Origin of the sequence: Nocardia sp. NPDC059195 (genome assembly GCF_042754695.1) — a bacterium.
Lineage (GTDB): Bacteria > Actinomycetota > Actinomycetes > Mycobacteriales > Mycobacteriaceae > Nocardia.
The window spans coordinates 426,252-438,864 of record NZ_JBHZBG010000002.1 but is presented as its reverse complement, the minus strand read 5'-3'; the positions used below and the strand labels follow the sequence as shown (position 1 = coordinate 438,864).

8 protein-coding genes are annotated in these 12,613 nt (G+C 68.5%); all 8 read right to left on the bottom strand.

Translation table 11 applies throughout. The features are described 5' to 3' along the window. Positions 1-110 precede the first annotated feature (110 nt). The 8 genes from ACFXKN_RS04485 to ACFXKN_RS04450 all read right to left on the bottom strand — a co-directional run bounded on the left by ACFXKN_RS04485 (position 111) and on the right by ACFXKN_RS04450 (position 12,507). Entirely contained in the window at positions 111-1,571 is a 1,461-nt protein-coding gene (locus ACFXKN_RS04485) for a cutinase family protein (RefSeq protein ID WP_379432391.1), read from the bottom strand. Between the two features lie 319 nt (positions 1,572-1,890). Beyond that, positions 1,891-2,556: a hypothetical protein gene (locus ACFXKN_RS04480; protein WP_379432390.1), complete on the bottom strand. Its 666-nt coding sequence runs from the start codon at positions 2,554-2,556 to the stop codon at positions 1,891-1,893. Positions 2,557-2,856: 300 nt separating this feature from the next. Beyond that, positions 2,857-3,072 (bottom strand): hypothetical protein, encoded by a 216-nt coding sequence (locus tag ACFXKN_RS04475; protein ID WP_379432389.1) that lies wholly within the window; start codon positions 3,070-3,072, stop codon positions 2,857-2,859. 81 nt (positions 3,073-3,153) lie between these two features. Continuing rightward, on the bottom strand, positions 3,154-4,152 hold the full coding sequence (locus tag ACFXKN_RS04470) for a C40 family peptidase (RefSeq protein ID WP_379432388.1): 999 nt from the start codon (positions 4,150-4,152) through the stop codon (positions 3,154-3,156). Next, positions 4,152-5,156 carry a replication-relaxation family protein gene (locus ACFXKN_RS04465; protein WP_379432387.1) on the bottom strand — a complete coding sequence of 335 codons (1,005 nt, stop codon included), beginning with the start codon at positions 5,154-5,156 and terminating at the stop codon, positions 4,152-4,154. The genes ACFXKN_RS04470 and ACFXKN_RS04465 overlap by 1 nt, the downstream gene beginning before the upstream one ends. 72 nt (positions 5,157-5,228) lie before the next feature. Continuing rightward, positions 5,229-7,718: a type IV secretory system conjugative DNA transfer family protein gene (locus ACFXKN_RS04460; RefSeq protein WP_379432386.1), complete on the bottom strand. Its 2,490-nt coding sequence runs from the start codon at positions 7,716-7,718 to the stop codon at positions 5,229-5,231. 35 nt (positions 7,719-7,753) lie between these two features. Further along, the gene (locus ACFXKN_RS04455) at positions 7,754-10,822 is read right to left on the bottom strand and encodes a PrgI family mobile element protein (RefSeq protein WP_379432385.1); all 3,069 of its coding nucleotides are present in this window, start codon (positions 10,820-10,822) and stop codon (positions 7,754-7,756) included. After that, a complete protein-coding gene (locus tag ACFXKN_RS04450) occupies positions 10,819-12,507 on the bottom strand; it encodes a hypothetical protein (RefSeq protein WP_379432384.1) in 1,689 nt (562 codons plus the stop codon). Before ACFXKN_RS04450 ends, ACFXKN_RS04455 begins: the two co-directional genes overlap by 4 nt. Positions 12,508-12,613 lie beyond the last annotated feature (106 nt).

The window sequence follows — 12,613 nt, the reverse complement described above, 5'->3', positions numbered from 1 at the left end:
GGAGCTGGTCCGCGGTGAGGTGCCGAATGCGCTCGCAGCGTTGGCAGCTGGCGTGGGGGCGCTCCGCCTCATATCGACAAGTGTCGAATACCGATCAGATGAAATTCCGCTCAGTTGTCGTGATCGATTTCGGTGGTGAACCAGTCGAGGAGCTCGCCGACACCGGCGTCGTAGCCGGTGACGTGCACTCCCGAGGCGTAGAACTCCGCGGCGTCACCGCCTTGACGGACAAGGTCAGCCAAGTCCGACAGCGCGGCACTGGTGGTGGGATCGGTACCGGCGGTGACCTCGGCAGCGAGGCCGGTCAGCTGGCTGGCGCCATCGCCGACGAGAGCAGACGCAGCGGCAGCGGCGAGGTCGGTGGCCACCGGGACGAGCCCGGCCAGCTCGATACCCGCGCCGACGAGGTCACCGGCGGTGAGTTTGGCGACGGCACGCCAGGCGACGTCCTGGGCGAGTCCGATGTCGGTGGCGATGCGACCGAGGTCGAGGTCGGCGACGATATCGACGACTTGTGCGGCTACCGCGGTCCAGCCGCTGGCGTCGGCGGCAGCGGCCATCGACAGGGCTCGAGCCACCAGGTGTAGGTCGACCTCGTCGGCCAGGCTTACCAGCGGGTTGAACAGGTTGTTCAGCTCGCCGCTGATGTGTTTGGCTCCGGCGATGTCACCGGCGAGCAGGGTTTGGGGGAGCCGGACGATGTTGTCGCCGATCGCGGGAACGTTCGCGGCGATCTCGGCCAAACCTCCGAGTACCAGGATGACCTGCCGTGTCACCGAGGACGGGTCGAGCGAACCGGACCCGGTCGAGGTCGTTTCGTCGTCGAGCAGAGCGGGGCTTCCGGTGAACGCGCGCCCGACCGTCGCGAGGGCGGGCGAGGTTTCCGCGGAAGTGGCGCAGTAGATATCGCCGATGACGCAGACGGTGCGCACCTTGTCGGTGATGGCCCCGAAATCTTCGCGAGGACCGGCGATGCCCTCCCCGTCGACCGGTTGCCCGAGCTGTGTGGTGGCCGGGTCGCGGTTGGGGTCGGACACCAACCCGACAGCGCGGACCTGCGAGGCCAGGATCGAGCCTTGGCCTTGCCCGATCTCGGCGGCCGTGTCGCCGGCGACATCCGCGCCTTGCGAGTACCCGGCCAACACGACCTGAGTCGTCGAGCACAGCCCACCCAGGAGTCCGGACAATGCCTGCACTCCACCGGATTCCGACTCGTGATAGGGGACGGGGGCGGCAGCGTAGGGCAGGGACCGCACGTCGATGTCGTTGCCGTAGCGGGCGCGCAGCTGCTCGCCGATCGGTGCGAGTAGGCCCACCAATTTGGTTGGGTCCGCGCCGGAATTGGTTTCGGTGGTGCCGGGCACCAGCACCGCTGTCCACTTGGGGCAGGCGGGGGCGTTGGCGGGTTCGGCGTTGGTGGGGCCTATCGCAGCGGTGGTGATGGTGGTCGCGGTGATGGCAACGGTGGCCGCTGCGGCCATCACGCGCGCGGTGCGCCGCTGTTCCGGCGGGTGGTCGTGGCTGTGGCGTGCGCGCGCACGCCGGGGTGTGACGAGTCGGTCGTTGAACATAGGGGCTCCCTGGAACGTCGTGTTCGGCCGTGCGGGCAGGTGTCTCGCCGCACTAGGAACTCCGGGAATTCAGGGGCTTTTTGGACATCGACCGATCGGGAAAGCCAACGACGGGTACCGGAATGAACGCGGACCCGAACCACTGCGCTCCTGGTGACGGGGACGCCCGCGCAAGCCCTGGGAGCGCTGACACGATGGGTTGAACGATCGGTGGCACGTTTGAGGTCCGGTCGTCTTCGACGCAGAGCTGTGGGCGGGAGTAGCGGAACCTGCCCCATATGGGGTGGTGGCGCTACTCCCGCCCGGGATCGGGATCGAGTCAGGATTCGGTCGGTGTGAGGGTGAATTTCTTGGGGCGGTCGCTGGTGATCTTCGCGACCCCGGCATCAACGAGCTTGACCAGGGCGTTGTGCACAGCACCGGAGGAACGTCCCCCGAGCGCCTTACCGATCTGGTGCGGGCTGAACTCCTCGCTGGGGTGGTCCCGGAGATGGTCCTCGACGAGCCCCCGCAGCGCTCCTGGGGCCAACTTGCCCTGGTCGGGTGCATCCGCGACGCTTACCTGCTCGGCCTGCTCGGGGGCGTGGTCGGTGGGTGCGTCGCCGTCGACCGTGGTCGGCTCGGTTTGGGGCGCGGGGTCGGCGTTGGTCGCGTCGTCGGCCTCGGGTGGTGTGGTGGTGCCGTCGGTCTGCGGGTTGTCAGGTTCGGGTTCTGTGGCCGCGATGGGGGTGTCGGTGTCGTCGGGGGTTTGAGGGGTCTGGGCGGTGGTGAGGCTCCAGCGGGCGGCGGCGCGGGGGTTGTCGTCGTCGGTGTGGCGGGTGATGCTGCCGTCAGTGGCCCACTGCCGCAGGATCTTTCGGGTTTTGGATTCGCTGATTCCGGCGGCGAAGGCCAGGTCGCTGGCAGTGGTGGGCTTGGTGCTGATCACGGCCCACAGTGCGTCTTCGGCGCTCGAGCGGGTGGTTTCGGTGGTTGTTGTGGACATGACGGTCCCTCCTCGGGAAGTGGGGATTGGTGGTGTATTTCGTCATGTCCCGGCCGGGACGGTTCCCCGTGTCATCTCCTGCGGTGGTGATTAGCGGGGTTCCTGTTTCTATGGACGCTCCGCACACGGTGGAATGTCAAGCGGTGTCAGAAACAAGACAATCATCCGGTATTCGCGACGCCCACCGATTCCCGTGATGACCTGCCCCGTAGGTCATTTCGGTAGAAATTCATTATTGGAGGGATTGCCGGAGAATCGGTTCGCCGGTGATGGAGAAAATACCAATTCGACTTCGCTGTTTCACTCGTCGCGTTCGGCGTCGGTGGGATCGGGCGGACCCTGTTCCCAGGGCAGCCTTTCCGACAGCAGGTGCTCGGTCTGCCACAAGGCGGCGCACTCGGGGCAGAGCGTGTCGTCGTGTGCGCATCGAGCGGGATCGGTGACGAGGGGGATCTCGACTTCGTCGATGTGGTGGACGAGTTCGGTTCCGCCCGGCGGGATGTGAGAGAAATCCACCAGAGCGCTGATAGTGTCGTGCATATTCACCGAAGAGTCCCTTTCATTTGTGGAGAATGGCTCGCCCCCGGACTGTTCTGATTACAGTTGCGGGCGTGGCTCACCGGTCGGCGGCGCGAGATCAGCGGGACGAGTGGCCTTGTAGAAGTCGTCACCAGACCACCGATAATCCGAAATTTGAACAGGCTCATTGAACGTCGGCGCGTGCAGCATTTTTCCGGCCCCCAGATAAAGGCTGACGTGGTGGACGTCGGCGTCGGTGCCGTAGAACAGCAGATCGCCGGGCAAGAGTTGGTTCTCGGGGATGCTGGGTCCGGTGTGGACTTGGTCGTAGGTAGTGCGTGGGATCGCTACACCCGCTCGGGCGTAGGCGGCCTGTGTCAGGCCCGAGCAGTCCCAGCCACCGTTGACCTCGGGACCGTTGCCGCCCCACACATAGGGAAGCCCGAGCTGCTGGCAGGCGAACGAGATCGCGGTCGCTGCAGCGGGACTCGCGGCACGCACATCGGCGCAGTCGCCGCTGCCCGAGGGTGGTGCGGTCGCGTGGGTGGAGTAGCGGGCGGCTTGGTCGAGGACGTCGCGGACGTACCAGTCGGCGTGGTTGTAGGCGAAGATCGCCGAATACAGATCGCCCGGGGCACCGGAATCGCACAGGTAGAACGCGGCGGCGTGGACGGCGTCGTGCGGGTTGTGCCGCGAGGACGGGGTGGAACCGCCCGCGGGTAGCGGGTGGCTGGCGACGACGGAATCGAAAGTCGGGGCGAGGAACTGCATCGGGCCACCGGCCCCAGCGAAGTTCTCCCCGGACGACACACCGGGCAGGGGAGAGCGGCCGTGATCGGTTTCGATCTTGCCGATCGCGGCCAACACCGACCAGTCCAAGCCGGGACACGAGCGGGCCCCTTGCTGGTAGAGCACGAGCATGTCCGGTGGGATATCGGTGCTCGGCGAGGTGCCTGCACCTGGTGCCGGGGAGGCGGGTGTGTGGTCGTAGACGGCGACGGTAGCGACGACGGCGGCGATGACGACCGTGCAGAACACGACCGCCACCGAGCCCACAGCGAGTGCTTTTCCGAACATCACAGTCCTCCGTGCTCGCGCGGCGGCGTAGGCGTGGGTGGCGCCAAGATCGTGGCCGCCCCGGACATGCTCGGGCTCGTCTGGTCCGAGGACGGCGGTGGTGGCGTCACGTGGGGCCACATGTCGGGGAGTTGGTGCAGCGCAACACGTTCAGCGATATCGGTGGAATCGAGTGGCAGCCAGACACGGTCGGCGGGGCTCGGGTGCGCGAGGCCCGGGTCCAACAGCTCGGCCGCGGCGGTGGCGACAGGGACCGCGGCCGGGTCGGGTAGCGCGCTCCAGGTCTCGGCCACAGCACGGCGGGCATTGGATTCGCGCGCGGCGGTGGGGACCCAGAGCAGGACAGGGGTGACGATGCCGGTGGAGCGGGCCAGTTCGGCGTAGCCGGTGAGCTTGTTCGCGACGGTGGACAAGGTGATGGTGCCGAGGTCGTATTCGAGGAAGAAATCCAACGCTGTGCCGGTGTGGGTGTGGCGGCCGTAAGCGTCGGGTCGTACGAGGTCGCCCCAGAGCCGTCGGCACCGGGCCTCTGACCACCACGCCTGCAACTGCCCGCCACCACCCTTGGCGGTGGCGAGGGCGGTGAACCATTCGTTGACGCCGACGGTGTGGGCCAGTTGCAGGCTGTGGGCGATCGCGAGAGCCTGTTCGCGGCGGTAGCGCAACTCACGGAGCTCGATGCCCGCTTCGGCGGCGAGCACGGCGGCGCCGGCGGGCGCCAGGACCCAGTGCCCAGGCGCGGAGCCTCGGGTACGCAGAGGCTGGAACCGATCCACGACCCGATAGGAGTGCAGCAGCGCGAGGCGCCGGCGCCCGATCTTGAGGGTCGGGAAGGCAAGGTCGGCCAGCTGAGTGGTGGTCAGGACTCGGTGTTCGTGCAGCATCCGCAGGATCCACCGATCCCTGCCGGTGAGCCGCACGGCCAGACCGGTGTGGTCGGCGGCCGGTACCCGGCGCGGGCGGGATGCTCGCAGATCGGCTTGCCGGGTCGGACGAGTGATCATGAAACCAACCTCCGAAAGTGAAAGAGACCGCGACACACAGGGATCGGGTGTGCGATGCGCTTGGTCAGGCCGCTAGGACAGGCGAGGATCGCCGCTACCCGGCGGCGCTGGCGGCGGTTCGGTCACCACCTCCGGCGCGCCATCGGTCGGAGCAGCGACGGGCGGTGGTGTGGCCAGTCGGGCACGGGCGGCGGCGCGGATCTCGCGAGCACGCCCAGGTGTGGCTGGCTGTAGAGGTCGGGTGGTGAGGGTGAACGGTGGTGCCTGTTGGCCACCGACGAGCACGCGGGCGGCAGCGTGGTAGGCGTCAAGATGGGCCAGATCGTGTTCGGACAACCAGGGGTTGGTGTGGCGGGACAGGTCGCGCGCGTCTTCGGGGGAGGCGGTGAAGATGACCTTGTTGCGGGCGTTCGCCGAGACCGCGGCCCGCATATCCGGGGGAAGCTGGCCCAAGTTTTGATGTGCCAGGACCAGCGACAGGCGCAGGCCGCGGGCTTCGGCGAGCATGTCCTCGAGCGGGGTGGCCAGGTTCAGAAAGTTGTGGGCTTCGTCGAGGGCGAGGGTGGCGTCGGGACGTTGATCGGCCGGTGTTCCGACGCGGGCGGTGGTGGCCTGCCAGGTACGGGCGACCAACAGCGAACCCATCAGCCGACTGGTGTCCTCGCCGAGGGAGCCTTTCGGCAACCGGGCCAGGCAGATACCGCCGTGATCGAGCACATCGCCGAGATCGACCGTGGACGGGCCCGCCGCGAGCGCGTCACGAACGAACTGCCGGAACAAGAAGTGGCGCAGCTTGTTCAGCAACGGCCCGATGACCTGTCCACGGGCGGCGTCGCTGAGCTCCTCGTAGGAGGTCCAGAATCCCCGCAGGACGGGGTCGGAGACGGCACGGGTGACGCGAGCCCGGAAGGAGGACTCGGTCAACAGCCTGGGTAGGTCGGTCAGGGTCGCGACACCGGGTTGCCGGCACAAGGTGAGCAGGCTCGCCCGCAGCACGTCATCGGTGCGAGGTCCCCACCATTGGGCGAAGGTGCGCTGGAAAATGGTGGAGAGGTTGTCCACGGCTCGCTCGGTGCCCGCCCGGTCGGCGCCGGAGATGTCGAGGGGGTTCAAACACGGTGGGCGGCTGCGGGAGTCGGCGTCGAACAACACCACCCGGTCCGCGCTGCGACGGGGGAGCCGGGCGAGGATGTCGGTGATGAGGTCGCCTTTGGGGTCCACGACGACCACGGCGCGCTCGGCGTCGGCCTCGTCGAGGATCATCTGCGCAAGCAGTGTGGACTTCCCAACGCCGGTCGGACCGAGGACGTGCAAGTGGTGGCGGGCGTCGGCGACGCGCACCGCCACCGATCGCCCACTGGCGGCATCGGCGACACCGAGCGCCTTCGAATACGGTCCCGCCGTAGGGATCTCGGGTGTCGGGGCGAGGATGCGGGCTCCGGCCCGCTGCACACCAGGAATCGACGGATCATGCGGGAGATGCGCGACCGAGGCAAGCTCCGGCACCGACAGCAGATCACCGCGGCTCAGCCGCCTCTGGGGCAGCAGCCTCGCGAGCCTGCGACGCCGCCGGTGTCGGTAGTAGTTGTGGTCGGTGCAGGAACCGAATACCACCGCGAGGGCGTCGGCGCGGCCTCGTGCGACCGCTCGCGCCGTATCCCGTGAATCCGGGTCGCCGGTGGTGGGCACGGTGACGGCGTAGCGGATCACGGTGTCCCAGTGCGCACCTCGGGCCTTGGTCGCTGCGGCCCGGTGCTCGGTGGTGTCCTGCATCGCCGCTTGCCGGTCACCGGTCTGGGTCGCCCCCGCCGCCCAGGCTCGCCCCGAGCGGCGCGTCGGACCAGGAGTCAGGACATCGAGCATCTCGCGCACCAGCCCCACCGACCACCCCGCGCCGGGGTGGGTTCGGGTGGCGCGCCGCACCCGTCGACCGGTCACCGGCCGCGCCAGGACCTGTACACAGGCGCCCTGGCCGGGGGCGAGGTCGTCGGCGGCGGCGATCAGGGCGGCGACCAGATCGCCGCCGCCGTAGTCGGTGCGGATCGGTAGCGCCTCGCGCCGCCCCAAACGAAGCTCCCCACCCGACAGCACCCGCGCAATCTTGGTGGTGGGCAAGGGGAGCGGTTCGGTGACGGTGTGGGTGGTGTGGGTGTGTGCGCCGGGCCATGCTGCCGCGACCGCGCGTTCGACGAGCCCGGGAGGGACCATGCCGGGCACCCAGATCCGGATCGCCACGCCCTTCTCTGGGGTGACGCTGTACTCGAACCCCAAATGCGGCTGCCCGAACAACCTTCGCCGCCACGACGGCCGCAACTGCCCGGTCAAATGCGCCCACAACGCCTCCGCGCCTTTCGGGTCGACCTTGGGCGGGGACAAGACCGTGACGTGGCGGGCATTCGCGGCCAGAAGCCGCCACCGCAACCGGGCGAGGAGCTTCGCGACCACCAGTACGACGGCCACCGCCACGACCGCCGTGACCACCTGCGGCCCGGTCACGACCAGCACGACGGTGTCGACGAACTCGCCCGTCGCCGCCCCGGGATCGAGCAACCACTCACCCACGCCCTGCGACCACACAGCCGACCCGGCAGCCATGGCTAGGCCACTCGCAGATCGACGAAGGAGCCCGGACCATCGTCCTCGTCATCAACGTCGGCGTGGTGATCGAGTCCGGAATCGGTGTCGGCGTCGACGACGCTGACGGCCGGAGCGTTCGGTGCGGCCTCGACGACATCGAGACCGAACTCGCCGAAATCGCCAACGGTGCCCGGCATTTCGCTCGGGTTCGTCGTGACCAAGGCATGCTCGCGCGATGAGGCGAGCGAGCCGAACACGGCCCGATCGGTGCCGTCCAGAGACAGCAAACCTTGTCCCCGAGCGGCGGAAAGTAAGAATTGTCGTTCACCGTCGGAGAGTTTGAACGCGGCAGCGACTTCGTCGATCGCTTGCGGGGCTTGGTGGAGCAGGATCTGGGTGGCGGCGTTGGACACGATCGCTTTGCCGAGTTCGGTGGAGAGCACGTCGGCGCAATCCTGGGTGGCTACGGTGAGCCCGGCCCAGTTCTTGCGGAACGACTTCGCCGCCCGGAACAAGAACTCCGCACCCGCTGGTTGGCGCATCATCAACCATGCCTCGTCCACGGTCACCATCCGCGGACGCCGGTTCGCCGGGTTCGAGACCCGCCGCCAGGTCGCGTCCAACACGAGCAAAGTCCCGATCGTTTTCATCTCGTCGGGCAGCTCGCGTAGCGAGAACGCGACCATGCCCGTATCCGGGCTGACCGTGGTCGGACCGTCGAGCAACCCAGCGAACGCACCCTCACCGACGAACGGTGACAATGCGGCAGCGAGATCATCGGCCACCGCCGAACCCAGCGCGCTCAGCTGTTCACACAAGATCGACAATGTCGGCGCGGGCCGCGTCCACGTGGCCGGGTTGTCGCTGATCCCGACGCTGGCATACGTCGCGGTCACGGCGGTATCGAGGGTGGCGCGCTGTGCCGCCGTCTGATCCCCGAGCATCACCCGGATCACCGTGTGGCAGAACAATTTACGGCGGGTCACGGCGTCGGTGGGTGCGGTGCGGCTCCCGTCGGGGCGGGTGTGGACTTCCAGATCGAACGGGTTGAGCCGGATCCCGGTGGTGCCGAGGTGGATGTAGGTGCCCCCGACTGCCTCGGTCAACGCCTGGTACTCGTTTTCGGGGTCGATGATCACTTGCTCGATCCCGCGGTAGAGCGAGCGCAGGATGTCGGTTTTGACCAGGTAGCTCTTACCCGCACCGGAACGGCCCAGCACGACCGCGTTGTGATTGTGTGCTTGCGGCCCGAATCGGTCGACGAATACCAAACCCGCTGCCGCGTCGCGCCCGTACAACACTCCTTGTGGGGAGGCCGCGCGAGCCGGATCAGATACGGGCAGTTGCGGACTGGAGAACGGGAACGCTGCCGCGAGAGCGGTGGTGTCGAAACTGCGCTGCACCCTGATCAGGTCCAGCCCGAGTGGCAACGTCGACACCCAGCCCTGCACAGGCCGGTAGGTCACGTGGCAGGTGTCGACGAGCAGACTCGCCGCCAGGGCCCGCACCGCGGCGACCTCGTCGGCCAACTCCTCCTGCGAGGACGCGTGGACCGTCAGATACAGCCCGACCCGGAACAATCGGGCTTCCGCGCGCGCGACCCGCGACGACAGGTCGGCGGCGTCTTCGGCGGCGACCTCGACCAGCGGGTCGGGGTGGCGGCCGTAACTGGCGTCATGAATGCGCGAAGACTCCAAGCGGGCGAGCTGGCGCCGCAACCGGGACGCCGCGGTGACCGGGTCGACCGGGTCGATATGCAGCGCGACATCGAGGCGCCCGGGGTGCGACAGCAGCGGCGCGAGCCACCCGGCCATCACCTCCCGCGGATATCCGGTCACCGCCAAGGTGGCGACCCAACCCGCCCCGACCTCGAGATGCCGGGCTCCGATCGAGAGCGACTCGGGCCCGAACCCGGTCTCCGCGCCGCGACGGCGGCCTCGACCACGCCCGAACCCCCGCCGCGGTTCCACGCTCTCCTTGACCTGGTTCGCATGCAAGTTGGCCGCGACATCATCTGTGGCGGTCGGGTTTTCGTCGCTCTCAGTGGTGATGATTGTGTCGGGACCGGCGATATCGGCCGAGGACGGGACGAGGCTGCCGGGGTTGGTGCACCCGGTCACGACCGCGGTGGCTTGGTCGTTGTCGAGGGGTGTCACGGTGACGCCCAGGGGTGCGAGCAGATCAGTGGCTTCGTGCACGCGTCGCAGCAGCCGGGACTCGGCGGCGCGGCGTGCGGCGGCGGTGAGCTCGCGGCGGGCTCGGCGACGCCCGCCGGCGAGCCAGCCCAGCATCGCCGTCGGCGACGGCCCACCGAGCCGGTCCCCGGTACTCGGCACGTCTAGGGGTTCGCGCCAGACCAGCAGTACCTGTCGGTGCATGAGGTCCTCGCTGGCCGCGAGTCCGGCCAGGTGCTCGGCGTGAGCGTGTGCGGCGTCGGCCAACTCCGGCGACATCTCCACCGTCGCATCGCGCAGGTCAGCGAGTTGACCGGTCAGATCCAGGCGTGTCGAGCGCAGCAGGATCTGCACCGGTTGACGCAGCGTGTGCAGCCAACCCCCGAGCTGAGCGACCAGGCCGTCCTGTTCGTCAGGGGTCCGCAGGCCTAGGTTGACCGTCCCGGCCGCGGCGATCACCGCCAAACCATCCGCGCCGAGGTCGACGACCCCGAGCCCACCGCTGCCACTACCGGTGACCGACTCCGGCAACCGCAGCGCACTGGCCGATAACGGCTGCGGGGCAGGTGGTTTCGGGCCTCGACGAGTGGTGCGGGTGAGCCAGCGTGGCGGCGCGGTGATGCCGTCGGGTGCGGCGACCAGGTGGCGGGGCCGCAACCGTGCTCGGATGGCGGCCAGCAGGAGCCGGTCAGCGGAGAGGCCGTCGCAGGTGGTCAGGATCAACACCGCGACACCAGTGGCGATCGGGATCGCCCCGGCCACGTACAGGACGGGTGCGATGGTCTCGCGGGTGGCGGTCCAGCCCAGATACAGCAGCAGTGCGGTGACGGCGAGGACAGCGAGCTGGCGGGCTGTGAACTGGCCGATGAGACGGTCAGGGCGGTCCACATCGGCGGGAATACGCACGGTTGTCATCGGGAATCTCCTCCTCGGAAGCGGTTTCGCCGAGCGCGGCGGCGCACGGGCAGATCCGGCAGTGGCAGATGCAGCTGCCGACCGGTCGGAGTTGGTGCCGGGCGAGGCTGCGGAACCGGCGGCGGCACAGGCGGAGTCGGTGGTCGATCCGCTGGCCGGACCCGGTGCACCGGGAATGGCAGCCGGTACTGGCCGTTGCGCAGCGGCTGGTTGCGCTCGTAGGGGTCGGGCGGATCGAAATCGAACGCCATCTGCCTGCCCCGCGCAGGGCGCGGCGACGACGAGACCGGCGACGGCGTCGATGGTGTCGACGTCGCACCGCCGGGAGTGCGGACCGGGTTGGGAGCTGGCCGGACTCGGGTCACCGGGATCGGCAACGGGTACTGGCCGGTTCGACGGTCGGCACGGATCCCGGCGTAGGGATCCGGCGGCCTGAAATCCAACGCGAGCTGACGTCCCTGCGCCGCCCTGCCCTGCGACGACGCCCGAGGCGACGTAGTGCGAGGCGACGGTCCGCGCGTCGACTGGGTCCCTGGCGCGGCGATCCCGACATTGGCTCGGCTCGAGGTAGCGGGCGGTGGTGTCGGTGGTGGTGTCGGGCGGGTGCGGCGAACCCCCTCGAAGGGCAGCATCAGCTGGCCGTCTCGCGTCGAGCGAGTTCTCGCGTACGGGTCGGTGCCGCCCACCGGAGCGGGCACAGCGACACCACGTCGGCCGCCGCGAGGGTGGCCTGTTCGGGTGGCGGTCGCCGCCGCACCTGGGCTGCGTGGGGTCCTCGGGTGCCGGACCGCTGTGGCAGCGGCCTTCTCGCCGCCCTTGAGCAGGCCGAAGGTCTTGTAGGTGACGTAACCGCGGACCAGAGATCCGACCATGCCGCGGCCTTGACCGATCCGCATCGTCGACAGCAGCCAGAACGGGACCTTGATCAACACCCCGAACAGCGCGATCCCGATGATCAGGCTCACGATGCCGTTGGCGTTGGGCCCGAAGAACTCCCACCCACCGGGGGTGAGGAACACCCGCAGCACCGTCACCAACACCAGCGACTGGACCACCTGGATCGCCAGACAGGCCGCGAAGGATCGCCACCACCACCGCGCGACCGAGTCCAGCCCGGGCAGGGCGTGACACATCAACGCCAACGGTGCGGCGACGACGAGGATGACGGTGACCGCGACCCGCACCACGTAGGTGATGATCAGCACGACGATCATCACCACCAGCACCACTTGCAGCAGGATCAAGAAGATCCCCGACTGCGGTCCGGTGCTCGCCAGCTCGGTCAGCGCGGCGGCAGCGGAGTCGGTGTCGACTCCCTCGCCAGCCAATGCCCCGGCGAGGGCGTTGGCGAACCGGATCGCCTGGGTCGCGACGAGCAGGCTCATGGCCCCGGCGATGAACCCGACAACGATGCGGGGCAGCAGCTCTTGCAGCGAATACCGGGTTTGCAGGGTCTCGCGGACCATCAGCAGCACCCCGGCCGCCATCACCAACAACCCGTACATCGCCACCACGAGCTGCCACGACGAGTCCCACAACTCACCGACCCTGGGCAGCTCACCGGGCTCGGGCGTGGTCAGCAGCGTTTTCGAGAGCAACTCCAGCAGCGGATTGAGCGAGGAATCGACCACCCGCTGGAAGAACCCGTCGATCGCGTCGGCGACACAACCAGAAATGTTGCGCACCCCGCACTCGGCATCCTCCGACCCCCCGGGCACCACAGGCCCCGGCTCGGAGGGTTGCGTGCTCGGTGTCGGCGTCACCGAAGTGCCAGGCGCCGTAGGAGTTTCA

What these genes read in the sequence shown, in the direction of transcription:
- ACFXKN_RS04455 (WP_379432385.1), bottom strand. Translation starts at nt 10,822, where the DNA reads ATGACAACCGTGCGTATTCCCGCCGATGTGGACCGCCCTGACCGTCTC.
- ACFXKN_RS04470 (WP_379432388.1), bottom strand. Translation starts at nt 4,152, where the DNA reads ATGTTCGGAAAAGCACTCGCTGTGGGCTCGGTGGCGGTCGTGTTCTGC.
- ACFXKN_RS04465 (WP_379432387.1), bottom strand. Translation starts at nt 5,156, where the DNA reads ATGATCACTCGTCCGACCCGGCAAGCCGATCTGCGAGCATCCCGCCCG.
- ACFXKN_RS04480 (WP_379432390.1), bottom strand. Translation starts at nt 2,556, where the DNA reads ATGTCCACAACAACCACCGAAACCACCCGCTCGAGCGCCGAAGACGCA.
- ACFXKN_RS04485 (WP_379432391.1), bottom strand. Translation starts at nt 1,571, where the DNA reads ATGTTCAACGACCGACTCGTCACACCCCGGCGTGCGCGCGCACGCCAC.